This window comes from Rhizobacter sp. P2_G4 (assembly GCF_056403575.1).
In genome coordinates, this window is record NZ_JBFUFG010000008.1 from 129,048 (window position 1) to 154,319 (window position 25,272).

The 25,272-nt window shown below is 59.2% G+C and carries 21 protein-coding genes; 15 read left to right on the plus strand and 6 right to left on the minus strand.

Going from position 1 to position 25,272, the window contains the following annotated elements:
- The first annotated feature begins 5 nt into the window (after positions 1-5).
- From AC1DYS_RS24645 to AC1DYS_RS24685, 9 genes are all read left to right on the plus strand, one after another.
- The gene (locus AC1DYS_RS24645; protein WP_477904064.1) at positions 6-704 is read left to right on the plus strand and encodes a type IV pilus inner membrane component PilO; all 699 of its coding nucleotides are present in this window, start codon (positions 6-8) and stop codon (positions 702-704) included.
- Positions 701-1,249, plus strand: a complete 549-nt coding sequence (locus tag AC1DYS_RS24650; RefSeq protein ID WP_477904066.1) for a pilus assembly protein PilP — start codon at positions 701-703, stop codon at positions 1,247-1,249. Before AC1DYS_RS24645 ends, AC1DYS_RS24650 begins: the two co-directional genes overlap by 4 nt.
- Entirely contained in the window at positions 1,246-3,402 is a 2,157-nt protein-coding gene (locus tag AC1DYS_RS24655) for a type IV pilus secretin PilQ (RefSeq protein ID WP_477904068.1), read from the plus strand. Before AC1DYS_RS24650 ends, AC1DYS_RS24655 begins: the two co-directional genes overlap by 4 nt.
- Positions 3,403-3,939: 537 nt before the next feature.
- Entirely contained in the window at positions 3,940-4,476 is a 537-nt protein-coding gene (locus tag AC1DYS_RS24660; protein WP_477904181.1) for a shikimate kinase, read from the plus strand.
- 25 nt (positions 4,477-4,501) lie between these two features.
- Positions 4,502-5,593 carry a 3-dehydroquinate synthase gene (gene aroB, locus AC1DYS_RS24665; RefSeq protein WP_477904183.1) on the plus strand — a complete coding sequence of 364 codons (1,092 nt, stop codon included), beginning with the start codon at positions 4,502-4,504 and terminating at the stop codon, positions 5,591-5,593.
- Between the two features lie 28 nt (positions 5,594-5,621).
- On the plus strand, positions 5,622-6,758 hold the full coding sequence (locus AC1DYS_RS24670; protein ID WP_477904185.1) for a deoxyguanosinetriphosphate triphosphohydrolase: 1,137 nt from the start codon (positions 5,622-5,624) through the stop codon (positions 6,756-6,758).
- 106 nt (positions 6,759-6,864) lie between these two features.
- Positions 6,865-7,491: a transposase gene (locus AC1DYS_RS24675; RefSeq protein ID WP_477904070.1), complete on the plus strand. Its 627-nt coding sequence runs from the start codon at positions 6,865-6,867 to the stop codon at positions 7,489-7,491.
- Positions 7,492-7,581: 90 nt separating this feature from the next.
- A complete protein-coding gene (locus AC1DYS_RS24680; protein WP_477904072.1) occupies positions 7,582-12,336 on the plus strand; it encodes a glutamate synthase-related protein in 4,755 nt (1,584 codons plus the stop codon).
- 20 nt (positions 12,337-12,356) lie between these two features.
- On the plus strand, positions 12,357-13,835 hold the full coding sequence (locus AC1DYS_RS24685) for a glutamate synthase subunit beta (protein WP_477904074.1): 1,479 nt from the start codon (positions 12,357-12,359) through the stop codon (positions 13,833-13,835).
- A gap of 95 nt (positions 13,836-13,930) precedes the next feature.
- On the opposite strand, the gene AC1DYS_RS24690 is transcribed toward AC1DYS_RS24685, so the two are convergent.
- From AC1DYS_RS24690 to AC1DYS_RS24715, 6 genes are read right to left on the minus strand one after another with little or no spacing between them, the layout of a single operon-like run.
- Positions 13,931-17,722 (minus strand): pilus assembly protein, encoded by a 3,792-nt coding sequence (locus tag AC1DYS_RS24690; protein ID WP_477904076.1) that lies wholly within the window; start codon positions 17,720-17,722, stop codon positions 13,931-13,933.
- Between the two features lie 15 nt (positions 17,723-17,737).
- Positions 17,738-18,391 carry a hypothetical protein gene (locus AC1DYS_RS24695; RefSeq protein ID WP_477904078.1) on the minus strand — a complete coding sequence of 218 codons (654 nt, stop codon included), beginning with the start codon at positions 18,389-18,391 and terminating at the stop codon, positions 17,738-17,740.
- Positions 18,388-19,548 carry a PilW family protein gene (locus tag AC1DYS_RS24700; protein ID WP_477904080.1) on the minus strand — a complete coding sequence of 387 codons (1,161 nt, stop codon included), beginning with the start codon at positions 19,546-19,548 and terminating at the stop codon, positions 18,388-18,390. The genes AC1DYS_RS24695 and AC1DYS_RS24700 overlap by 4 nt, the downstream gene beginning before the upstream one ends.
- 4 nt (positions 19,549-19,552) lie before the next feature.
- Positions 19,553-19,912 (minus strand): type IV pilus modification protein PilV, encoded by a 360-nt coding sequence (gene pilV / locus AC1DYS_RS24705; RefSeq protein ID WP_477904082.1) that lies wholly within the window; start codon positions 19,910-19,912, stop codon positions 19,553-19,555.
- Positions 19,913-19,938: 26 nt separating this feature from the next.
- A complete protein-coding gene (locus tag AC1DYS_RS24710; RefSeq protein WP_477904084.1) occupies positions 19,939-20,595 on the minus strand; it encodes a GspH/FimT family pseudopilin in 657 nt (218 codons plus the stop codon).
- Positions 20,553-21,017 (minus strand): type IV pilin protein, encoded by a 465-nt coding sequence (locus tag AC1DYS_RS24715; protein WP_477904086.1) that lies wholly within the window; start codon positions 21,015-21,017, stop codon positions 20,553-20,555. Before AC1DYS_RS24715 ends, AC1DYS_RS24710 begins: the two co-directional genes overlap by 43 nt.
- A gap of 224 nt (positions 21,018-21,241) precedes the next feature.
- Between AC1DYS_RS24715 and AC1DYS_RS24720 the strand changes: the two genes are divergently transcribed.
- The 6 genes from AC1DYS_RS24720 (at position 21,242) to AC1DYS_RS24745 (ending at position 25,270) form a co-directional block, all read left to right on the plus strand.
- Complete coding sequence (locus AC1DYS_RS24720; protein WP_477904088.1) at positions 21,242-22,054, plus strand: ABC transporter ATP-binding protein; 813 nt, start codon at positions 21,242-21,244, stop codon at positions 22,052-22,054.
- Complete coding sequence (mlaE, locus tag AC1DYS_RS24725; RefSeq protein ID WP_477904090.1) at positions 22,051-22,833, plus strand: lipid asymmetry maintenance ABC transporter permease subunit MlaE; 783 nt, start codon at positions 22,051-22,053, stop codon at positions 22,831-22,833. The genes AC1DYS_RS24720 and mlaE overlap by 4 nt, the downstream gene beginning before the upstream one ends.
- Before the next feature lie 24 nt (positions 22,834-22,857).
- On the plus strand, positions 22,858-23,367 hold the full coding sequence (gene mlaD, locus AC1DYS_RS24730; RefSeq protein ID WP_047490864.1) for an outer membrane lipid asymmetry maintenance protein MlaD: 510 nt from the start codon (positions 22,858-22,860) through the stop codon (positions 23,365-23,367).
- Positions 23,364-24,194 (plus strand): MlaA family lipoprotein, encoded by an 831-nt coding sequence (locus tag AC1DYS_RS24735; RefSeq protein WP_477904092.1) that lies wholly within the window; start codon positions 23,364-23,366, stop codon positions 24,192-24,194. Before mlaD ends, AC1DYS_RS24735 begins: the two co-directional genes overlap by 4 nt.
- Positions 24,195-24,350: 156 nt before the next feature.
- The gene (locus AC1DYS_RS24740; protein WP_477904094.1) at positions 24,351-24,968 is read left to right on the plus strand and encodes an MlaC/ttg2D family ABC transporter substrate-binding protein; all 618 of its coding nucleotides are present in this window, start codon (positions 24,351-24,353) and stop codon (positions 24,966-24,968) included.
- A 2-nt stretch (positions 24,969-24,970) separates the two neighbouring features.
- The gene (locus AC1DYS_RS24745) at positions 24,971-25,270 is read left to right on the plus strand and encodes an STAS domain-containing protein (RefSeq protein ID WP_477904096.1); all 300 of its coding nucleotides are present in this window, start codon (positions 24,971-24,973) and stop codon (positions 25,268-25,270) included.
- Positions 25,271-25,272: the final 2 nt, after the last annotated feature.

Here is a 25,272-nt window from a genome sequence, read left to right on the forward strand (position 1 = left end):
AAGCCATGGCAACGCAAGCTAAATCCATCAACGTTGATCTGAACTCGGTCTTCGGTGCCGCTGCCTCGCAGTTCCGCGGGCTGAATCCGAACGAACCAGGCCAGTGGCCTGTGCTGCCAAAAATCGCCACGTGGGTGGCACTCGCCCTCGCGATGGTGGTTCTTGGCTGGTTCCTGCTGCTTTCCAGCGCGGATGATCAACTGCAAGCAGAACGCGACAAAGAGCCGGCCCTAAAGCAGGACTATCGTGGAAAGCTGGCGCAGGCGGTCAATTTGGAAGAGCTGCGCAAGCAAAAGCTTCAAGTTGAAGAGTACGTGACGCAACTCGAGAAGCAGTTGCCAGGCAAGGCTGAAATGGATGCTTTGTTGTCCGACATCAATCAAGCTGGTCTTGGACGTGGACTTCAGTTCGAGTTGTTCCGCCCCGGGCAAGTACTGGTCAGGGAATACTACGCTGAACTGCCAATCGCCCTACGCGTCACCGGGCGGTATCACGACATCGGCAACTTTGCTGCAGATGTGGCAAACCTGTCCCGCATTGTGACCCTGCACAACATGACCATCAGCGGCGCCAAGGATGCGTCGGGGCTTCTTTCGATGGAAGCTACCGCTCGAACCTATCGATACCTTGACGCGAACGAAGTGAGTGAGCAAAAAGCTGCGGCAGCCAAGGCGGCAGGGGCGAAGGCAGGGGTGAAGAAATGAAGATCACCAGCTTGCGCTTTCGGATGTCTCTTTACGCCATTCTGTCTGTTACAGCTGCGCTGGTCGGTTGCAGCGGGTCCCAAGACGAATTGACTCAGTGGGTCGAGCAGCAGCGGCGGGAAGTCAAGCCAAATGTTTCTCCACTCTCCGCGCCGAAGAAATTCAATCCGCAGGCTTATTTGACGGGTGGTGCGGTTGAGCCGTTCAGCAATCAAAAGCTGACGGTAGCTATTAAACAAGAGGCAAGACAGTCCAATTCTTTGCTCGCGGCTGAAATCAACCGCCGCAAAGAACCTCTTGAAGCATACCCTGTGGACAGCATGAATATGGTCGGCAGTGTGACTAAGCAAGGGCGTCCATACGCGTTGTTAAAGGTCGACAACCTTCTTTATCAAGTTAAGCAAGGTGATTATCTGGGGCAAAACTACGGAAAAATCACCAAGATTTCCGAAACCGACATCTCGTTTCGCGAGATCGTCCAGGATGCAGCGGGCGAGTGGATTGAGCGCACCAGCTCCCTTCAGCTTCAGGAGAAGGCGCGATGAAGAACATGCAGGAGATTCAGATCATGGGTAATTTGCGGGCTCGTGTCGTTGCGCTCGCGTTGCTCTTCGGCACATGCGGAGGGGCTTTCGCTCAGAACGCAATCCAGTCGATCAACAGCACGCAACAAGCAGGTTCAGAGGTCGTTCGTATCGAGCTGTCCGAGCCTCTCGCATCAGCCCCATCTGGTTTTACGGTGCAAACGCCACCTCGTATTGCCCTTGACTTGCCGAATGTTGGAAATGCGATGGGGCGCTCCAATATCGAAATTAATCAAGGTAATCTAAGGTCAGTGAACGTTGCCCAAGCAGGAGATCGCACGAGACTCGTGTTGAATCTCAAGCAGGCATCCAACTATCGGACTCAAATCCAGGGCAAGGTTTTGCTGGTCGTGATGGATAACTCAGCTTCGCCCAGTGCAGCAGCTGGCACGACTACAGAACCCGTTCATTTTGCCGAGAGCTTGAATCAGTCGCAATTGGCGCTGAAGGGTGTTGATTTTCGACGTGGCCAAGACGGGTCCGGGCGAGTCGTCGTTGATCTCCCGAATAACCAAGTCGGGGTTGACATCAAGCAGCAAGGGCAAAGTCTCGTGGTGGAGTTTCTCCGTTCGACACTGCCTGAGAATCTGCGTCGTAAGCTTGACGTAACAGACTTTGGTACCCCTGTGCAATCTGTCTCTACGTTCCAGAACGGCGACAGGGTCCGAATGGTTGTCGAACCGCGCGGCGCTTGGGAGCATAGTGCGTATCAAACCGATAATCAGTTTGTGCTTGAAGTCCGCGTGCAAAAGACCGACCCTAATAAACTCGTGCAAGGACCGGGCTACGCTGGCGAGAAGCTTTCTTTGAACTTCCAGAATATTGAAGTTCGCGCTTTGTTGCAGGTCATCGCTGACTTCACCAACTTCAACGTTGTGACCAGTGATACGGTCACTGGGAACGTGACCCTTCGGCTTAAAGATGTTCCCTGGGATCAAGCGCTCGACATTATCCTTCAGGCCAAAGGCTTGGGCTTGCGCAAATCAGGCAACGTCATTCTTATTGCGCCAAAAGACGAGTTGGCTGCAAAAGAGAAAGTCGATCTCGAGGCAAAGGCGCAGATCGCCAATCTTGAGCCGGTTCGCACTCAATCGTTCCAATTGAACTATACAAAAGCAGAAGAGGTAGCGAAAGGCTTGTCCGGTCAAGGAGGCTCAGGGGGTGGTGGCACTGCATCTCGCATTCTTTCCACGCGGGGTAGCGTTATTTCTGAATCGCGTACCAATCAGCTTTTCGTGAGCGATATACCTTCCAAGTTGGAAGAGATCCAGGCCATGATTGCGAAGATTGATATACCTGTTCGCCAAGTGCTCATCGAGGCACGCATTGTTGAAGCTGCCGACTCGTTCGGGAGATCGCTCGGTGTCAAGCTGGGAGCTACCGATTTGCGCGGTCTGCGAGGTGGCGTATCAGGTTACGGCACATCTGATGCTAGCGTCGGAATTGGTGGCAATATGAATGCTATTGGGCTTCAAACCGGTCAAGTGAACGGGACAACCATTCCCTTCAGTGACACTCAGTTTGTCAATTTGCCTGCATCCGGTCAAAATGGGTTCAATGCGTCAACATTTGCTGTCTCCTTATTTAGTGCCGCAGCAAATCGCTTTTTAAACCTGGAAATCTCCGCTTTGGAGGCTGATGGCAAGGGCAAGATTGTTTCAAGTCCTCGTGTCATTACCGCTGATCAAGTTAAAGCCCTGATCGAGCAAGGCGAGGAATTGCCGTATCAAACTGCAACCTCAAGCGGTGCTACTGCCCTGTCATTTCGTAAGGCAAATCTAAAGTTGGAAGTTACACCACAGATTACTCCTGAGGGAAATGTTATTCTGGACGTGGACGTGAATAAAGACAGCGTTGGCAGAAGCACAGCGGCAGGTTTCGCCATTGACACCAAGCATGTACGCACGCAGATTCTTGTTGAAAATGGTGGAACAGTGGTTATTGGCGGCATCTACACCCAAAATGAGCGGGAAGATACCACGAAGGTTCCTTTCCTCGGCGATATCCCGTTCTTGGGTAATCTGTTTAAAACCAAGACACGCACAACGAGCAAGACCGAACTCCTAGTCTTCCTCACGCCTAAGGTGATCTCTGATAGGTCCGCGGCACGATAGTTTGGATTTGATCATAAGATACTTGAAGAACGGGTGATTTGATGAAAGCTAATTTAAGAATTGGTTGCATCCTCTTGATAGGCTTGGGTGCTCTGACTGCTTGCGGCGGAAGTGGTGATGATAATGCCGGGCAATTATCAGCGTTCCAAGTCTCCCCGGACGAGATTGGATATAGTACCGGGACAGCGAATTGCCCGGGAACGAATACCAAGGTCGGAGATTTTTTGGTCATTGGGGGTACGGCACCGTATACAGCTTTCAGTTCTGATCATCAGAATATTACCTTCGGGCCAGCTGGCAGTACAACCCCAACGGTTGCCGGCACATACGAGATTCCAAATCGGAATAATCAAGTTGCGATCTTCGTGACTGGCTGTTTTGATCCTGGGATAGTTACGGTGCTGGACCAATTGAAGCGGGTCGCGACTATTTCAGTTACTGCGGCGTCTGGCTCGGGAAGCTAAAGCTGGCGTGGGCGGTGATACTGCTGAAGAGCGCCTTACCGCCGAGCCAAAAAAAAGCATAGCGCTTGTCGGTATGCCGGGCGGCGGAAAGTCCACCGTGGGTCGACAACTGGCAAGGCGACTAGGGCGAGAGTTTGTTGACAGCGACGTAGTGCTCGAAAAGCGGATCGGGGAACCGATCCGTTCCTATTTCGAAGCGCGAGGAGAAGACGCGTTTCGTGATGTCGAAGAATCGGTGATTGACGAGATCACCAGCCTGCGAGGCGCGGTACTCGCGACAGGCGGTGGTGTTGTATTGCGCGCCGGCAATCGAGGTCTGCTGCATGAGCGCTGCCACGTGGTGTATTTACGATCCTCTCCCGAGGATCTCTTTAGGCGATTACGGCACGATACCGTGCGGCCGTTGCTACAAGTAGCCGACCCCATGGCTCGGCTCCGCCAACTCTTCGAAGTAAGAGATCCGCTCTATCGGGAAACTGCTCATTCCGTGGTTGATACAGGTCGTCCCTCCGTTGCGAACCTGATCAACATCGTACTTATGCAGCTTGAACTAGCTGGCGTTGTCGACGCTGAGGCTGTTCCCTCACCCGTTGACCCACGTCGAGACTGATCGGCGTCGCCGCTACACTGACGTCATGCGGACGCCAATAGATCGAGTGACCATTGCCTTGGGCGACCGACGCTACGACATTCTTATTGGCGCGGGCCTTTTAAGCGACGAGTCACACTTCGATGGCCTTCAGGGCGGCAACTCAGCCGTCGTCGTGAGCAACCCGTTGGTGGCCAAACTTCACAGCCATCGGTTGCTGGCGGTACTTGCAACGCGATACAAGGAAGTTCTCGTTGTTGAGCTACCTGATGGCGAGGCATTCAAAGGCTGGAGTTCGCTCAACCTGATCTTCGAGTTCCTCCTCAAGTCTCACTGCGACCGCAAGACGGTGATCTTCGCGCTTGGCGGAGGCGTGGTCGGAGACGTAGCAGGCTTCGCTGCGGCAAGCTACATGCGAGGCATTCCTTTCGTCCAAGTTCCTACAACATTGCTGGCGCAAGTGGACTCTTCGGTCGGCGGGAAAACTGCCATCAACCATCCGCTAGGCAAGAACATGATCGGGGCGTTCTATCAGCCTCTCCGAGTTATCGCCGACCTGGATACGCTGGACACGCTCCCTGATCGTGAGTTGTCGGCTGGCCTCGCGGAAGTGATCAAGTACGGACCGATTGCAGACGACGCCTTTTTTGGTTGGATCGAAACGAATCTTGATGCACTCTGGTCGCGCGACAAGAAGGCGTTGGCTTACGCGGTGAGGCGCTCATGTGAGATCAAGGCATGGGTCGTGGGGCAAGATGAGCGTGAGTCAGGTTTGCGTGCCATTCTGAACTTCGGCCACACCTTCGGTCACGCGATCGAAGCAGGCATGGGCTACGGTACTTGGTTGCACGGTGAGGCGGTCGGTTGTGGCATGGTGATGGCGGCAGATCTTTCGCGCCGCCTCGGCTTGATCGATGAGGCATATGTCGAACGTCTGACTCGACTGATCGAGCGCGCGAAGCTCCCCATTCAAGGACCGGCGTTGGGGGTGGACCGGTATCTCGACCTGATGCGTATCGACAAGAAGTCCGAGGCCGGCGAAATCCGCTTTGTCGTGATAGACGCTCCAGGGCGAGCGTCTATCCGGCCGGCCAATGACGACGTTGTCAGTGACGTCATCAGCGCACATACGGCCTGACGAAGGCGTGGACAGCACCCTTTCCTTCATGCTCAAGCCCTATGCGTGTGACCCTGCGGCTTCACGCGGTCGGCGTCATCTAGAGGCTCAGGCGCCCACGCGGAGCGAATATCAGCGTGATCGAGACCGCATCGTGCACAGCACGGCGTTTAGACGCCTGGTGTACAAAACTCAGGTCTTTCTCAACCATGAGGGTGATCTGTTCAGGACCCGGCTGACCCACTCTCTTGAGGTGGCGCAGCTGGGCCGCTCCATAGCGCGCTCGCTGGGCTTAAGCGAAGATCTTGTTGAGGCCATTGCGCTCGCTCACGATTTGGGCCACACGCCTTTCGGACACGCGGGGCAAGATGCGTTGAATGACTGCCTTCGCGCCGCCGATCCCATCAGCGGTGGGTTCGAACACAACCAGCAGAGCTTGCGAGTTGTAGATTCTTTGGAGGAGCGCTATGCGGATTTCGATGGCCTCAATCTCACGTTCGAGACTCGAGAAGGCATCCTGAAGCACTGTTCGCGGCGTTACGCTGCGAGGCTGGAAGAGCGTGAACCTGGGGGCGTCGGCCGCCGATTCATTGACCGGACGCAGCCGGGCCTGGAAGCTCAGTTGTGCAATCTCGCCGACGAAATCGCCTACAACGCGCACGACGTGGATGATGGCGTGCGCTCAGGGCTAATCCGCATCGAGCAATTGGAAGAGGTGACATTGTTCTCTCGCTTCCAGCGGGAGGCGTTGGCCCAGCGCCCCAGTCTGACGGGGCGCCGCCTACTGTTCGACACCATCCGTCGGATGCTCTCGGCGCAGGTCTACGACGTGCTCGATGCGACACGTGCATCGCTCAACAACGCGCAACCGAATCACGTGGACGATGTTCGCGACGCGCCAGTGCTGGTCTGTTTCAGCGAGGCGATGGCTCGAGAAAGCATTGAACTCAAGCAATTTCTGCGTGTGAATCTCTATCGACACCCACAGGTGGTATCGACGACCGATCGAGCCAAAGAAGTCATTCGCGACCTCTTCGCGGCCTATAGGGCCCACTCGGACGAGTGGGCAACGGAAGGCGAGACAGCAAGCCTGCGCAAGCTTTCAGACTACATCGCCGGCATGACCGACCGCTTTGCCATGCGCGAGCATGAGCGATTGACGGGTCGCCGACTGTTCGACGAGTGACGTCATGGCGCGTCTGCCGCGACTGTGCGTTCCGGGATGGCCGCATCTGCTGATACAACTGGGGCACGGTCACCAAGCCGTGTTCAGGGATGACGTCGACCGACGCTTGTTCCTCGACCTGCTTCGTGAGGCTGCGATCACACATGGTGTGGCAATTCACGCCTACGCCCTGCGCGACGGTGAGGTTCGGCTGCTGGGAACTCCGTCAAAGCTCGACAGCCTGAGCCGGATGATGCAGGCGATCGGCCGCCGCTATGGGAGCAACTTCAATCGGCGCCATGCGCACATTGGTAGCTTGTGGGAGGGGCGCTTCCGGGCAACGGTCATCGAACCGGAACGGCACTTGCTAACGTGCATGCGATACGTCGAACGTCCACTTAGTGAAGAGAGCGGTGCGGAGCTCGCTCCTTGGTCAAGTGCTCCGCATCACCTGGGCGAGCGAAGCGACCCGTGTGTCAGCGATCATCGTGAGTACTGGTTGCTGGGCAATACACCATTCGACCGAGAGGCTACTTACAGAGAATTGTCTCAGCGGGCACTCACGTCTGTTGAGCTGAACCTGATCTCGGATGCCGCCTTAAAAGGGTGGCCACTAGGTTCGCCATCATTTCTCGACAAGCTCTCGGGCAGTACTGATCGGCGTCTCGCGCCTTTGCCACGCGGAAGGCCGGTAAAGACTCATGGCAAAACATCTGACCCCAATTCTTTGAATGAGGACGTCGCCGCAAAATAATTAGTGTCAGACCCCTTTTTGTTTTCGTTGAAGTCCCTGCTGCACTGCAGTATTCTCCGGCTTCCATAGCTTTGAAACGGAGCGTGTGCCATGACCCAGGCCACTCACGGGGCCGCTGCGCCCGCAGAAGTGCATGACGCAGTTGAATTCGGCTTGTACAGCCCGTCGCATGAGCATGACGCTTGCGGCGTCGGATTCGTGGCGCACATCAAAGGTCACAAGGCGCATAGCATTCTCGAGCAGGGTCTGAAGATCCTCGAGAACCTCGACCATCGCGGCGCCGTCGGTGCTGACAAGCTGATGGGCGATGGCGCTGGCATCCTGATCCAGATTCCCGATGACTTCTATCGTGCGGAGATGGTGGCCCAAGGCGTCGAATTGCCGCCTCCGGGTGAGTACGGCGTGGGAATGATCTTTCTGCCGAAGGAACATGGTTCGCGACTGGCCTGTGAGCAGGCTCTCGAGCGGGCCGTCAAGACAGAGGGCCAGGTCCTGTTGGGCTGGCGTGATGTGCCTGTCGACACCGAGATGCCGATGTCACCGACGGTGCGTCAGAAAGAACCCATCATTCGCCAGATCTTCATCGGGCGTGGCCCCGACGTGATCGTTCCCGACGCGCTGGAGCGCAAGCTGTACGTGATCCGCAAAACGGCCTCGAGCGCGATTCAGCGCCTGAAGCTGACGCACAGCCATGAGTACTACGTGCCCAGCATGAGCTGCCGCACCATCATCTACAAGGGCTTGCTGCTCGCCGACCAGGTCGGCAAGTACTACAAGGACCTGCTGGACCCGCGTGCCGTGTCGGCGTTGGCGCTGGTGCATCAGCGCTTCTCGACCAACACGTTTCCGGAATGGCCGCTTGCCCACCCGTATCGCATGGTGGCGCACAACGGCGAGATCAACACCGTCAAAGGCAACTTCAACTGGATGCGCGCTCGCGAAGGCGTGATGAAGTCGCCTGTGCTCGGGGACGACCTGCAGAAGCTCTACCCGATCAGTTTCGAAGGCCAGTCTGATACGGCAACGTTCGACAACGCGCTCGAGCTGCTGACCATGAGCGGGTACTCGCTGGCTCATGCCGCGATGATCATGATTCCAGAAGCCTGGGAGCAGCATGCCACGATGGACGAGCGTCGCCGCGCGTTCTATGAGTACCACGCTGCGATGCTCGAGCCCTGGGACGGCCCGGCGTCGATGGTCTTCACAGATGGCCGCCAGATCGGCGCCACGCTCGATCGCAACGGGCTGCGTCCGTCGCGCTACATCGTGACTGATGACGATCTGGTTGTGATGGCCTCCGAGTCCGGCGTTCTGCCAATGATTCCCGAGAACAAGATCGTCAAGAAGTGGCGCCTGCAGCCGGGCAAGATGTTCCTGATCGACTTCGACCAGGGCCGCATCATCGATGACGAAGAGCTGAAGAACCAATTCGCTCTGGCCAAGCCGTATCGCCAGTGGATCGAGAACGTGCGCGTGCGGCTCGACTCCATCGAAGCGACCGGCAGTGCCAGCGAATTCACCGAGTCGCTGCTCGATCGCCAGCAGGCCTTCGGCTACACGCAAGAAGACATCAAGTTCCTCTTGAGCCCCATGGCGCAGGCCGGGGAAGAGGGCACGGGCTCGATGGGCAACGATTCGCCGTTGGCTGTGCTTTCCGATAAGAACAAACCGCTGTTCAACTACTTCAAGCAGCTCTTTGCGCAAGTCACCAACCCACCGATCGACCCGATTCGCGAAGCGGTGGTGATGTCGCTCGTGTCATTCATTGGGCCGAAACCCAACCTGCTCGACATCAACGCAGTCAACCCTCCAATGCGCCTCGAGGTGTCGCAGCCTGTGCTCGACTTCTCTGACATGGGCCGCCTGCGCGAGATCGAGAAATACACCTACGGCAAGTTCCGTAGCCACGAGCTCGATATCAGCTACCCGCTGTCATGGGGTGATGAGGGTGTCGAAGCCAAGCTGGCTTCGTTGTGCGCCGAAAGCGTGGATGCGATCAAGAGCGGGCACAACATTCTGATCATCAGCGACCGGCACATGGATCGCGATCACATTGCGATCCCGGCGCTACTGGCTTTATCGGCGATTCACCAGCACCTGGTGCGCGAAGGGCTGCGTACCACGGCTGGCCTCGTCGTGGAAACCGGCTCTGCGCGCGAGGTTCATCACTTCGCCGTGCTGGCGGGTTACGGAGCCGAAGCCGTCCACCCTTACTTGGCCATGGAGACGCTCGCGTCCATGCACAAGGAACTGCCGGGTGAGCTTTCGGCCGAGAAGGCGATCTACAACTACGTCAAGGCGATCGGCAAGGGCTTGTCGAAGATCATGTCCAAGATGGGCGTGTCGACCTACATGTCGTATTGCGGCTCGCAGCTGTTCGAAGCAATCGGCCTGGAAAAGACGCTGATCGAAAAGTACTTCCGTGGCACGGCAAGCCAAGTGGGCGGCATCGATGTGTTCGACGTGGCTGAAGAAGCGGTCCGCATGCACAAGGCGGCTTTCGGCGACGACCCCGTGCTCGACAGCATGCTGGACGCCGGCGGTGAATACGCTTGGCGCGTGCGCGGCGAAGAGCACATGTGGACGCCCGACGTGATCGCCAAGCTGCAGCACAGCGCGCGCGCCAACAAGTTCGAGACCTACAAGGAATATGCGCAACTGGTGAATGACCAATCGCGTCGCCACATGACCTTGCGCGGGCTGTTCGAGTTCAAGCTCGATCCGAGTAAGGCCATCCCTGTCGACGAGGTCGAGTCGGCCAAGGAGATCGTCAAGCGGTTCGCGACAGGCGCCATGTCGCTCGGGTCGATCTCGACCGAAGCCCACACGACGCTGGCCGTCGCGATGAACCGCATTGGCGGCAAGTCCAACACGGGCGAGGGCGGTGAAGATCCTGCTCGTTATCGCAACGAGCTGAAGGGCATCAAGATCACCGACGGCACCAAGCTCAGTGACGTCGTAGGCACCAAGGTGATCGCCTCCGACTACGAGCTGAAGGACGGTGACTCGCTGCGGTCGAAGATCAAGCAAGTGGCTTCCGGCCGCTTCGGGGTGACCGCCGAGTACCTGGCTTCTGCGGATCAGATCCAGATCAAGATGGCGCAAGGTGCCAAGCCGGGCGAGGGTGGTCAGCTGCCTGGTGGCAAGGTCAGCGACTACATCGGCATGCTGCGCTACTCGGTGCCCGGTGTGGGTTTGATTTCGCCGCCGCCGCACCATGACATCTATTCGATCGAAGACCTGGCACAGCTCATCCATGACTTGAAGAACGCCAATCAGCGCGCTGACATCAGCGTGAAGCTCGTGTCCGAAGTGGGCGTGGGCACAGTCGCTACCGGCGTTGCCAAGGCCAAGGCCGACCACGTGGTGATTGCCGGCCATGACGGCGGCACAGGTGCATCGCCCTGGAGCTCGATCAAGCACGCCGGCACGCCCTGGGAGCTGGGCTTGGCGGAGACGCAGCAGACCCTGGTGCTGAACCGCCTGCGCGGGCGCATTCGTGTGCAGGCGGATGGTCAGATGAAGACAGGGCGTGACGTCGTCATCGGCGCTCTGCTGGGCGCTGATGAGTTCGGCTTCGCGACTGCTCCGCTGGTGGCCGAGGGCTGCATCATGATGCGCAAGTGCCACCTCAACACCTGCCCGGTTGGCGTGGCGACGCAAGACCCGGTGCTGCGTGCCAAGTTCCAGGGCCGCCCCGAGCACGTGGTGAACTTCTTCTTCTTCGTGGCTGAAGAAGCGCGCCAGATCATGGCGCAACTCGGCATTCGCAAGTTCGACGACCTCGTTGGCCGCTCTGACCTGCTGGACACCAAGAAGGGCATTTCACACTGGAAGGCCAAGGGCCTCGACTTCAGCCGCATCTTCCATCAGCCAGCTGCACCTGCCGAAGTGTCGCGCCGCCAGGTCGAAACGCAAGACCACGGTTTGGCGCGGGCACTCGACGTGCGGCTGATCGAGAAGTGCAAGCCCGCGCTGGAGCGCGGCGAGAAGGTGCAAATCATCGAGCAGACTCGCAACGTCAATCGCACAGTGGGTGCCATGCTCTCTGGGGAGTTGGTGCGCCATCGCCCCGAAGGCTTGCCCGACGAAACCATCTTCATCCAGATGGAGGGCACGGGTGGTCAAAGCTTCGGCGCTTTCCTTGCGAAGGGCATCACGCTGTACCTGATCGGCGATGCGAACGACTACACCGGCAAGGGTCTGTCGGGTGGCCGTGTGGTGGTGCGGCCGAGCATCGACTTCCGCGGTGACGCCACGCGCAACATCATCGTGGGCAACACCGTGCTTTACGGAGCGACGAGCGGCGAGGCTTTCTTCCGCGGCGTGGGCGGTGAACGTTTCGCAGTGCGCCTGTCGGGGGCCACGGCAGTGGTAGAAGGCACGGGCGACCATGGGTGCGAATACATGACGGGCGGTACCGTAGCCGTGCTCGGCAAGACAGGCCGGAACTTCGCGGCCGGCATGAGTGGTGGCGTGGCTTACGTCTATGACGAAGATGGTGCCTTTGCCAAACGCTGCAACACCTCGATGGTGTTGCTCGAAAAGGTGCTCAGTGCAGCGGAGCAAGAGGCCAGCTCCGACAAGGCGGTGTGGCATCGCGGCGAGACGGACGAGGCCATCCTCAAGAAGCTGCTCAACGATCACCACCGTTGGACGGGCAGCCTGCGCGCGCGCGAGATCCTCGACCACTGGGCTGAAGCACGTGGCAAGTTCGTCAAGGTCTTCCCCAACGAATACAAGCGTRCGCTCGGCGAGTTGAATGCCGCCAAGCAAGCTGGTGACACGATCGCCAAGGCGAAAGCCGCTGACAAGCCCGCCGGCAAGAGCCGCGCCAAAGCCTAAATCAGGACTCACAAAACATCATGGGAAAAGTCACCGGCTTCATGGAGTACGAGCGTCTGGAAGAGGGCTACGAGCCCGTTCAGAAGCGCGTCAAGAACTACAACGAATTCGTCATCGGCCTAAAGGAAGACGAAGCCAAGATCCAGAGCGCGCGCTGCATGGACTGCGGCACGCCGTTCTGCAACAACGGTTGCCCCGTCAACAACATCATCCCGGACTTCAACGACCTGGTTTACCGCGGTGACTGGAAGAACGCCTGGACGACGCTCGACTCGACCAACAACTTCCCGGAGTTCACCGGCCGCATCTGCCCCGCGCCTTGCGAGGCGGCTTGCACCTTGAACGTGAACGACGATGCGGTAGGTATCAAGAGCATCGAGCACGCCATCATCGATCGCGCCTGGGCCGAAGGCTGGGTGCAACCGCGCCCGCCCAAAATCAAGACGGGCAAGAAGGTGGCCGTGGTCGGCTCCGGCCCGGCGGGAATGGCAGCCGCTCAGCAATTGGCGCGGGCTGGTCATGACGTGACGGTGTTCGAAAAAAATGATCGCGTGGGTGGTCTTCTGCGCTACGGCATCCCCGACTTCAAGATGGAGAAGTCGCAGATCGACCGGCGTGTGGACCAGATGCAGAAAGAAGGCGTCAAATTTCGCACCGGCGTGATGGTTGGCAAATTGCCAGAGGGCAGCAAGGTCACCAACTGGGCACGCGAAACCATCACGCCCGACGAATTGAAGAAAGAGTTCGACGCCGTGTTGCTGGCTGGCGGCGCCGAGCAATCACGCGACTTGCCGGTACCGGGGCGGGATCTCGACGGTGTGCACTTCGCGATGGAGTTCTTGCCGCAGCAGAACAAGATCAACGCCGGCGACAAAGTGAAAGATCAATTGCGCGCAGACGGCAAGCACGTGATCGTGATCGGCGGTGGCGACACCGGCAGCGATTGCGTCGGCACGAGCAACCGCCATGGGGCGAAGAGTGTTACGCAGTTCGAGTTGTTGCCAATGCCTCCCGAGCAGGAAAACAAGCCGCTGGTGTGGCCTTACTGGCCGACCAAGCTGCGTACCAGCTCAAGTCACGAAGAAGGGTGCGAACGCGAGTTCGCCATCGCCACCAAGGAATTCATTGGTGGCGAGGGAAAAGACAAGGGCAAGGTCAAGGCGCTGAAGGCAGTGCGTGTGGAATGGCAGGGTGGCAAGATGGTCGAAGTCGCCGGCTCTGAGCAGATGCTGCCTGCTGATCTCGTGTTGTTGGCGATGGGCTTTGTGAGCCCGGTTGCCAGCGTGATCGAGGCCTTCGGCGTTGACAAGGATGCGCGTGGCAATGCTCAGGCCACCACTGATTTCATCGGTGGTTATGGAACCAATGTCGAAAAAGTGTTTGCCGCTGGTGATGTGCGCCGTGGCCAATCACTCGTGGTGTGGGCCATCCGCGAAGGGCGCCAAGCGGCGCGGGCAGTCGACGAGTTCTTGTTGGGTGCGAGCGACCTGCCTAGATAAGGGCGAGCGGCCGCTGCGGCAGCCTCTTTGAGCTTGCGTAGGCGCCGTTTTTGCTGGAAGAGCGTGGTTTGTGAAAATCACGCTCTTCTTTTATCTCAATCTACAGATTTCAATTCACGCCAGTTGAGCCGGCGCAGGGATGTGGGTTCGGTGAAGTTGCCGGGCAGGGAAGATAAGCTGCCTGAGTCGGTGCCGACAATCAATCGAGGCGTTCCGCTGACACTGAGGAATCGCAGGTCTGTCACGATACCTGGCAATTCGGCAAAGACGATGGCAGCGCCCGCATCGTTCCGGAGTGCAGTCACCCCCGTTCCGTAGTTGATTGCGTACGGGCGGCTGATACCGGCTGGGTTGCAGGCATCGCCGTTCGGAAGGATGGAAGCGAACCCAACGATTCCCGAGAGGATGTCCGCTTCCGAAATAACGCGCCAGCCAATCCCGGCGGAACTGCGGCCCAGATTGATGTACCAGCCCTTCGACGTGGGTGGTGCGTTCACCAGCCCGACAAGCGGGTCTGCATTGGACGTCAGGTTTGTACGGGTCAAAGGGAACGGCCCCGTGGTGTCGAACTGGTTCGCCAGGCCGTCTCCTACGGCATAGAAACTCTGCTCCTGTATGTCTCCAATATCGGAGACATCGAGAAGCTTTCCGGTGCCGAACAGCACGAAGCGCTTGCTCGTCGAACGCTGAATCTCGATTCGTGGACGCGACGTGATCGGCTGAACTGCGCCGTTGATGGGGTCGGTCAGTGTGGCAATGCGGACGGGAGCGGGGTACGAACCGCTCGTTGCCGTCAAATCCCAACGCCACACATTCCCTAGCAGGTCACCGGCATAGGCGGAATCAGCCGTGGCATCGCTCCGATCGTTCACGTAGGTGTTCACATGCGCCAAACCAGCGCTCGCCGCGACAGTGCCCTCCCCGGTGGAGATTTTTTCCAGCAACACGCCGGTGCGTGGATTCACTATGAAGAAGTAGCCCCGACCATCTGTGTTGTTGTAACCGGATGCTAGGATCACAACCCAGCCGTACTTGCGTGTCTTGACTACGGAAGGTTCGCCATAGGTGAAGCCAAGATCTGGATCGGCGAACTCCCACATGATCTTGCCGGCCACGGCACCTTCGCTTGTCATTGAAGCAGGGTCGGTGACGTCAATGGCGTAGTAGCTCTTTCCCCCCTTGCCTAAGCCGCCGATCAGGATCGAGCGCCAGTTGGGCACGGAATTAGCAGCCACTCCTTCCGTGCGGTTCAAGTCGATGTCGTACACGGTGGGCGAGGCGTTCACGTAATAGTGATGTGAGAAGTCAGGACTGCCCAAGCCTGCCAGTCCGTTTATGTTGGGTGTACTGCTCGGCCCTTGGTAAAGCGCACCGGGCACATAGGCAAACAGCTCCGTCCCTCCCTGGAGATCGTTGGCGGCTACTGATCCATTGAATGCGTGGAGCATGCCGTCATTGGCGCCTACGTAGACGACGGTTGGGCGCGAAGACCAAGCTCCCTTGAAGAGCGTGTAGCCAGGATTGGCTGAATTGGACAAGGGCAGGCTGGGCGGGCCCACTGCGCGGACTTTTGATCCAACAATGTCACCCAGTAAGCGGCTGCGCGCACGGTAGAACCTATTAGCAACCACGGTCGAAGACACCTCGTAAGTGCGTTCTCCGCGCAGGTAGTTGAGATAGTCGCTGGCGTCCGCGCTGGTACGGTACGAGGTGTCCAGCGCAGTGCGTTGCGCCGGCGAGATGTCGGTGTAACGGAATGGAACGCCAACATTGGTGGCGGAGTTCCAGGTGGCCACACGTCTATTGACGTTCCAACCGTTGCCGGCGAACTGAGTTGCCAGCCTGTCCGATGCGAGCCAACGCTGGACTGCGGTAGGTTCACCCGTGGTGGCGCTGAACGCCAACTCGTTGCCGGTGAGTTCACCAGTCCAATTGTTGGAGTCGTATTGGCTGCTGAAGCTGGCATTGCCGGTTGTATCGACCTGAGGCAACGCCAAAGAAAACGAGGTCGTGTAAGCCCGCAGTTGTGCGGCGATGCTGGCGAACGCACGCGTCAAGCCACTGACCATCTGGTCAGGTCGCCCTGCGGTGAAGTAGTTGTCAGGTCGGGGCTGGAGCGTGGTTCCCGTGCCCACGGTGTCCGCGGTGGTGGCCCAGAGGCTCTGGTCCAGGGCGACCGTATTGGTGACGTTGTAATCCAGCGGGACGGCAAACCCGCCGTATTTCGCCGCCAGATAGAACTGGTTGTTTCGTTCGAAGGCCTTCTCCAGCACGTCCACCCAGTAAGTCTGGACAGACTGCCCTCGGGTGCCGGGCATGTTGGGGATGTCTGGCCGGATGTCCTCGGTGTTCGCCTGATAGGCCAGACCCGCCATGCGGGCCGAGTTGTTGCTGCAGCAGGCCGAGGCGTTGATTGGGTTCTGGGTTCCGAGGGAGTTGCCCATGCCCTGCAGCACGCCGACGCGGTTGGTCCAGGTCACGGCATTTGCCGTGGTGTCCGCCGCCACCGCCGCCGGCAGCGGGGGTTCATTCGTGGTGATGGTGTTCCCCGGCACGTTCTTGTCGGCGTGGGTGTAGATGTCGCCGATGCCGAGGACGAAGTTGCGCTGGCATGAGTACTGGATCGGGTCATCCCATCGGGTGATGACGGGGAACCCATCTATCCGGGTAGTCTTGCCCGCAGCGTTCACGCTGCTCATGTCGGACCACTCGGGCACGTTCCCCAGGTTCTTGAAGTAGCGTAGGGTGGCGTAGTACAGCTCGCCGACCGGGTCGTTGGATTTGTAGTTGCCCGGCGTGATCTGCCCGAACTTGTTCAGGTAGTTCATCACCCCGCTGTTGGTGACCGGGACACTCGGGCCGAACAGCGTGTTCGTGTCGGTGGCGTCCGCCGGGTTGGGGTTGACCAGGAACACGCCGGTCGTGGGATCCCACTCACGCAGGGCGTTGGTTTGATCCGCTTGGCCTGGAACGGGTTGTGTCGGCCCCACGAATTTCTGCCGCGCTCTCATCACGCCGCCATCGCGCCCGTTGCCGCTTTCGTTCAGGTAGCCGAATGCGCTGAACCGCATGCGGTTGGAATACTGCTGAATCAGCCCTTCGGGCTTCCAGTTGTTGCCGTACTGGCGGCAATTGGCTTCCACACCGCCGGAACCGGCGGTCGCGTCGCACACTTTGACGCGCACGAAGGCTTCGTACACCGCATTGACGTCATTCAGACCATTCTGATAGTGAACGGCCGTGGTGGCGTTGAGGTCGCCCGAGCGGGTGAACCTGAACTTGTTGCCGAGACTGGCCACCCGGATGTTCAGATTGCCGAACCCCAGCGGGGTGGCGCCAGCGACCAGCCCGCTCGTGCCCAAGGCCTTGTTAGGCGACAGGCCGTCAGCTTGGCTTGATTGCCACGCCCGCTCGAGCACGGTCAGTGTGGTGGTGTCGTGCTTGCGATAGCCGCCTGTCAAAGCCCAGCGAAACGGGTCGATGGTCTGCATCGTGGCCCAGTTTAAAAAGTTGCCGCTCCACTTGCCAACGCACGTACGACTCGACGCTGCGCCGGCAGGGGTGAAATAGCGATCGTCTTCTGCTACGCCGTATTGGTACGTGTAGCACTTGCCTGGGTCGAAGTAGCCGAGATACTCAGTTGCAGAGGCGTAAGCCGCTGTGTGAGCCGCTCGAATGGCGGTCGGGTATTCCACTGACAAGGCAAGCGCTACGTTGCCTGGGACGCCTGTTGTCGTGAACAGAGGTTGGTCTGCGAGCGGTGTGGCTGCGCCGGCGGTAAAAGCTAGCGCGGCACAAAGGAAGGCCAGCAATACCTTGCTGACAGGGCCGTGACTCTGCCCGTGTTTTCGAACATGCTTCACCGAGGGTTTCGCTAGAGTGTTCATGGTGTTCTCGCAGAATTACATGGTGAAGGTGGTCTGGAAGAAGGCCTGAGTCTCCCGAGGTCCGTCTACCCGAACGCTGACGCGGTAGACGATCTGCAGACTGGTTGCACCAGCGCCGCCCGAAGAGGCATCTCCGGCCACGTTCAAATGGGAACCGCTGCCGCCCATGGGCCCGTTGTCGACGATCTGGCAGCGTGCAGAGCCAAGTACGCTGTCGAGACCCGTGCTGTCGCACAGGCGATCGATCACGTAACGAATCGTCACGCCTTGCCCGGCGGGTGTCGAAATCGCTGGGGCCGTCCAAGCGGCGTCGAAATCCTGGGCGTTGAGCAGAAGCGTATTCGGAATCCCCTGCGCATTGGTCGGCAGGATGGTGGCGCTGTAGTTGTTGCCTGGTCGGTTCAGCGACCTGGCGACAGGTGTTCCAAGCGGACCACTGGCGGCCACCGCAGCCAGAACTACGGTAACGGCACGTTCTCCCTGGTTCTGCAGATCGCGCTTGAACGCCACGTTGCCTGCAGTGAATAGGGTTGTATTGAACGATCGCACCAAGGCGACGCTGCCGATGAGCATCACGATGAGCGCGATCAGGCAGAACAACAGCACAACGCCACGTTCGGCACGCTGGGCATGGAGGCTCTTCAATGGACGAAAGGATGTGGAGCTCATAGCAAAAGCATGTTTCTCAAAGGAACAGTGAACTCGATCGTCCGGTGGCGGATGTGCTGCTCATCGACGGAAAGCGTTCGTTGCAGATGAAGACTCGTGTCCGCCAGATCACCAAAGAGTGGCAAGGTTGCTGGAGCAACCAGGTCCTTCTCAATCAGCGAGGTTTGCAGGACCACCGCGACCCGAACAGCCACGATCTGCCGCAAGCTGGCTTGCGCTGCTGGCGTGCCATTGAGCAACGAGGTGCTGGAGAAAGCGCCGGTAGGTGCCTGCCACAAATCGCGAATACCGTCGCCATTGGTGTCGACGCCGTACAACGCGCGCATTTCCACCACGCCGTCGGCAATCGGAGCCGGAGCCTCGTCAAGGGCGCTGAGCAACAGGTCGTAGCTGACGAGCCTGCGCGCGGCAGTGTCTACGCCGAAAAGCTGGAACTGGGGCGGGTTGTTGCGGGCGGCGGTGGCGCTGACGCTTCCGAGCGCGATGGCAAAGGTGTTGCTGGCGCCGAATGCGCTGAGGTTCACGGTAGTTCCCGCCGCCTGAAAGAAGCGCCCTCCAAGCGGCAGCTCCTGGTCGGCTCCGGCAACGAGTGCTCTTACTTGCTGCAGCATGCAGCCTGTTCCGTCCTCAGAGAACAGGACTAGATCATCTTCTCTCCATCCAAGGGTGTTGAGCAGCCGCACGCTGTTGGTGGTGACCGATGCCGGGAGCACACGCCTGCCGACCTCTGCAAATCCCGCGCTGCCTGACATCACTGTCAGAACGTCGGAATCGGTCTCCCGTTGAATGACAACCGGGGCGAGGCGAAGGTTGAGTGGTACGCTTGCAAACGGTGCAGCGACCGCCCTCGGCCTCGGCAAAATGGCGCTGCCATCGCGAGACGCATTCACGAGACATCCCAGGGCACCACCCCCTGCGGCAGCGCTCCAACTCTGCACGAAGCCTGAGCCCGCACTGCGCAAGGAACGGTCTAGTACGAAGGAAATGTGAGTGGCCGTCTGGTTGGCGTCGTTGAGCGTCGTGGTGCTGCGCTTGTTGCTCTCGCCGCTGGTCATCACGCTGGTGATAGCGAGCGTCAAGATGAGGCCGATGACCATGGAGACCATCAACTCGACCAGGGAGAAGCCGGAGTTCTGGGGCCGATGTGAAGTACTCATGGTGTTAGTTGACATTCATCACCTGCGTCACAAAGCGATTCACTTCACCGGCTGGTGCACTCGGTGGTCTCCACGTGATGGTGATGTCGGCGACGCCTCCGGCCACCGTGACCGTGCCCGTGCCCGAGGGGAGGCCGCCGTTCTGCGTGTCTGCCACGCGGGCTGCCCACGTGGTTGTGTCGACAGTCAACGATTTCTGATCCCACATTTGAGAAGCAATTTCGTTGGCCAGCAAGGCAGCACGGTTGGTGTCTTCGGCGCTGGTGGAGAACTGAGTTGCTCGCGTCTGGAGGCTCAGCATCCCAAGGATGCCAATCGAGAAGATGAGCAACGAGGTGAGCACTTCAATCAGGCTCATGCCCATCTGTCGTCGCAGTGATGGCTTCATGGCTAGCATCCGTCGGGGTTGGTTGCGGAGAGGGCCTTGTTCGGGTCGCACATGCGAATCTGGCCGCCCACGGCCAGCGTCACACGCAGCGGGCGGTCGGCCCCGGTGAGTGCAAGGTCGTATCTCACGGGTGTGGCGGTCACCGTGCACACCGCACCCGACACGGCTGGATCGGCGTTGTCGACAACGCGACCAGCAGAGTTGAAGCACACGGCTGCAGGGGCGTTGGAGACGGTCACGTTGCCGGCTGTGTCTGACAGCGAGCCGCCCTGGATGAAGACATGCGACGCAGGGTCTTCCGTGGTGCGCGGCACAGTGTGAATGGCCCAGTTGCGGCCATTCGCAACTGCGGCCGAGTTGGTGCTCGGCTCAGCATTCGTGAGCGTGAAGACCGTCTGGCGATTGCGCCGCACCGATTCTGACTGTGCCAAGCGAAGCCCGTTCTGAAGCGACTCAGCGACGCTGCGAACCTGACTGTTTCTCACCATGCCGGTGAATGACGGAACCGCTAGCGAGAACAGGATTGCCAGCAACACGACCGTCACCATCAGCTCGACGAGCGTGAAGCCCCGTGCGGATGCGCTGCCACGATTACGTGCTAGCGATGAGGAGGAGTTCAGCACGCTTGCCCCCTCTTGAGGATCCATTTGGTCKCACATTGGCTCCAGCCCGTGGGCACGCCTGTCGTGGCGCGCGTGTTGTCATGAGTCACGGTGAACCGAAAATCTGCTGTCGGACCAGTTCCTTGAGCCTGCAGGGTGAAAGTGTTGGGCGTGAGCACCGTGCAGGTGAGACCAAAGTACTCGTCCGTTCTTTGCGCGATAGGTGCGTCGCAGGGGGTAGTAAAAGTCCCAACCGTTTGATACGTGCGGTTATCCTGGAAGTGACGTTCCATGCGTGCCTGGAAGGTGGAGAGCAGGTTGGTGGCGCCCACCAACTGGCCACGCAACACGTATTCCCGGTACTGCGGGATGGCAAAGGCCGCTAAAACCGCAATGATCGCCACGACGATCATCACTTCGATCAGCGTAAAACCACGATAGTTCGTGGTCGGCTTTGCGGTCCGGGTGTTCATCTGCATCACTACTCCTCATTGAGGCTTCATTTTCCGTGGGCGGCCTTAGGTGCTGCGTGCCGCACATCAGATGGTTTGTGCCGCTTGTCCGCCCTGTCCGTTCGTACATGGCGGCCTTGTAGTCGCGAGGCGTGACGGATTACAGGCAAACGTTCTCCTCTATCATCAACGTGCTCAGTCGGATGACGCTGCCGACAACGTGAGCAAACAGCCCCCAATAATCCGAGCCCATGTCTTCAGATACTCCGCTTGTTCAGTTGCGACGCGTTTCCTGTGGATACGGTGACCGAGTCATTCTGGAGAACATTGACTTGGTGATCCCCCGTGGGCGGGTTGTTGCTCTCATGGGGACTTCCGGCGGCGGGAAAACGACGGTCCTTCGGCTCATTGGTCGACAGCTTCAGCCCATGAGCGGTCAAGTGCTGCTCGACGGCGTTGATATGGCAACACTTGACGCCCAAGGGCTTTATGCGGCCCGCCGCCGCATGGGCATGTTGTTCCAGTTCGGAGCCTTATTCACCGACCTCTCGGTCTTCGAGAACGTCGCATTCCCCTTGCGAGAGCACACCGACTTGTCCGAGGCAATGATTCGTGACCTGGTGCTGATGAAACTCAACGCTGTCGGTCTACGGGGCGCGCGCGATCTGTTGCCGTCCCAGGTGTCAGGCGGCATGGCGCGGCGTGTTGCTTTGGCAAGAGCCATCGCTCTCGATCCCGACCTGATCATGTACGACGAGCCCTTCGCCGGGCTGGACCCGATCTCGATGAGCGTCGCAGCCACACTGATCAAGGACTTGAATAGCGCGCTCGGCCTGACCAGCATCGTCGTGTCGCACGATGTAGACGAGACCTTCCTCATCGCCGATCACGTGGTGTTCGTGGCCAACGGTCGCATCGCGGCCCAGGGCACACCCGCTGAGATGCGAGCGAGCGAGGACCCGCTGGTGCGGCAGTTCGTTGGCGGTCTTGCTGACGGCCCGGTCCGCTTTCACTACCCCGCTGTGCCGGTGGCTGAAGATTTCGGTGTGGGGGCTTCGCGATGAATTGGCTCAACCCGGCAGCGGTCGGTTTGTCGGTGCGGAGTGCCCTCGCCGATGTTGGTGAGGGTACGAGCCTGTTCTTGCGCCTCGTTGCTTTGGTCGGCGCTACCTTTGGCCGCATGCGGTTGGTGATCGATCAGCTGTTCTTCATCGGCAATCGTTCGCTGTCGATCATCACGGTGTCTGGACTCTTCGTCGGCTTCGTGTTGGCGCTCCAGGGCTACTACACGTTGCAGCGGTATGGATCAGCCGAGGCAGTCGGTTTGTTGGTGGCCTTGTCGCTGGTGCGTGAACTGGGCCCTGTGGTCACGGCGCTTCTGTTTGCCGGCCGTGCCGGCACCTCGCTGACTGCTGAAATCGGCTTGATGAAAGCCGGTGAGCAGTTGGCCGCGATGGAGATGATGGCCGTTGACCCGGTGAAGCGCGTTCTTGCGCCGCGTTTCTGGGCGGGTGTGATTGCGATGCCGCTGCTTGCCGCGGTGTTCAGCGCGGTCGGCATACTTGGCGGCTGGCTCGTGGCGGTGCCTTTGATCGGCATCGATGCCGGCAGTTTCTGGTCTCAGATGCAAGGTGGCGTTGGTGTGTGGGCCGACGTGGGCAATGGCGTGATCAAGAGCGTCGTGTTCGGCTTCACGGTAACCTTCATCGCCTTGCTGCAAGGCTACGGTTGCAAGCCCACGCCGGAAGGCGTGTCGGCTGCGACGACGCGCACGGTGGTGATGGCGTCACTGGCCGTGCTGGGGCTCGACTTCGTCTTGACGGCGATGATGTTTTCGATTTGATGGGATTCGTGGGAGAAATAGGCGATGCAAAAATCTCGTCATGACGTGTGGGTAGGTCTGTTCGTGATGATCGGCGCGGCGGCGGTGCTCTTTCTGGCGCTCAAGGCCGGCAACCTGCTGACACTGAACTTCGATGAAACCTACCAAGTGGCCGCCAAGTTCGACAACATCGGCGGCCTGAAGCCGCGTGCTGCCGTGAAAAGCGCGGGCGTGGTGGTGGGCCGCGTCGAATCGATCGGCTTCGACGACAAGACCTACCAGGCTCGCGTGATGCTGCAGCTGGAGAAGAAGTTCGCTTTCCCCAAGGACAGCTCCGCGAAGATCCTCACATCCGGCTTGCTGGGTGAGCAGTACCTCGGCCTCGAGCCTGGCGCAGCAGAGAAGAACCTTGCCGCTGGTGACACCATCACGCAAACCCAGTCGGCCGTGGTGCTTGAGAACCTGATCAGCCAGTTCCTGTACAGCAAGGCTGCCGAACCCACTGCACCTGCCACGCCCGCCGCCCAGCCTGCAGCACCAGCCCCCAAGAAATGATGCGACGACTCGGCTTGTTGTTGATCGCGAGCTTGCTTGCACTGCTGACTGGCTGTGCAACGACGGGCGGTGCGCCGAAGACGGCCGCACAGAAGATCGACCCGTGGGAGAACTGGAACCGCAAGGTCTACGCCTTCAACGACCGGGTGGACCGAGCGGTGCTGAAGCCAGTGGCCACGGCTTACACCAACGTGGTGCCGCAGCCGGTACGACGTGGTGTCACCAACTTCTTCGGCAATTTTTCCGACGCGTGGTCGGCGGTGAACAACTTCCTGCAAGGCAAGTTTGCCAACGGCTTTCAAGATGTGGTTCGCGTGGGAACCAACACCTTGTTCGGCCTGGGCGGTTTTCTTGATGTCGCCAGTGAGTTCGGGGCCGATCGGCAAAGCGAAGATTTCGGTCAGACCTTGGGTCACTGGGGCATGGCGCCAGGGCCGTACGTCGTCTGGCCTGTGCTCGGACCGTCTACGTTGCGAGACTCGCTGGCCTTGCCTTTGGACATGAGTGTCACACCCGCGGGGATCGTCACCAACGAGGCCGCTCAATACATGGTCACCGGCCTGCAGCTCGTGAACACGCGGGCCAACCTGCTGGGGGCCAGCGGGTTGCTGAACGACATCGCACTGGACAAGTACGCATTCGTGCGGGACGGCTATCTGCAGCGTCGTCGAAGCCTCGTGTTCGACGGCGACCCCCCGGAAGAGAAAGACCCTGCGGACGACGAGCCCGCCTTCGAAAAAGAGAAAACTGCCCCACCTGCAGAAGCTCCAGCGCCTGCTCCCGTTGCACCAACACCCGCAGCGTCGGCTGCATCCCAGCCGGGCTAGGCTGCTGCGCTGTGTTGCTGCTGTGTAATGCATGCCAACCGTCAGCGTGCATGGTGCGTTGATCATCATGCGAGCCGCTTGAGCGTGAACTCATCGCGCGCAGGCTCCTCCAATCCAGGCCACGTTTCGTGGGCTCGCAAATAGAAAGGAAACAAAATGCTCCGCCAACGTTTCACGTCATGGTTTTCAGCGGCTGCCGTGTTGATGGCCACCGTGGGCATTGCCCATGCTCAACAGACCCCCGACGCACTGGTCAAACAGATTTCAAGCGAAGTGCTTGACGCGGCAAAGGCTGACAAGTCCATCCAAGCAGGCGACATGAAGAAGATCAGCGCGCTGGTCGAAACGAAGGTCATGCCCTATGTCAACTTTCCGTTGATGACCTCCAAGACCATCGGTCCGCAGTGGAGGCAGGCCACGCCCGAGCAGAAGCAAAAGCTGCAGGACGAATTCCGGACTCTGTTGGTGCGCACCTATGCCGGCGCGCTCGCCCAAGTGAAAGACCAGACCGTCCAAGTCGAGCCGCTGCGCGCAGGCGCTGCCGAGTCCGGCGAAGTGCTCGTCAAGAGCAAGATTCGCGGATCCGGCGAACCCATTCCGCTCGACTACCGCCTTGAGAACTCCACGGGCAGCTGGAAGATCTGGGACGTGAACGTGTCCGGCCTCTGGCTGGTTGCCAACTTCCAGGGCCAATTCAAGCCGGTGATCAGCTCTGGCGGCATCGACGGTGTCATCAAGGCGCTGGTCGATCTCAACAAGGCTTCGGCCCGTTGACCATGAGGCTCGTCCTGCCAGCGACCATCACCACGCAGGAAGCACGTGACACGCAGCGCATGCTCGCGCAGGCGCTGCAGCAGGGCATCAAGACGCAGGACGAGCCTGTTGTCACGGTCGATGCTGCTGGCTTGCAGCACTTCGACTCTGCTGCCTTGGCGGTACTGCTCGAATGCCAACGCCTGGCGCAGGCCTGGGGCAAAGGCTTTGCGGTGCGCAACGCACCTACCAAGCTGGCTGAGTTGGCGCGCTTGTATGGCGTTGACGCGTTGCTGATGCCGGCCGCCGAGCCGAAGACCTGAAG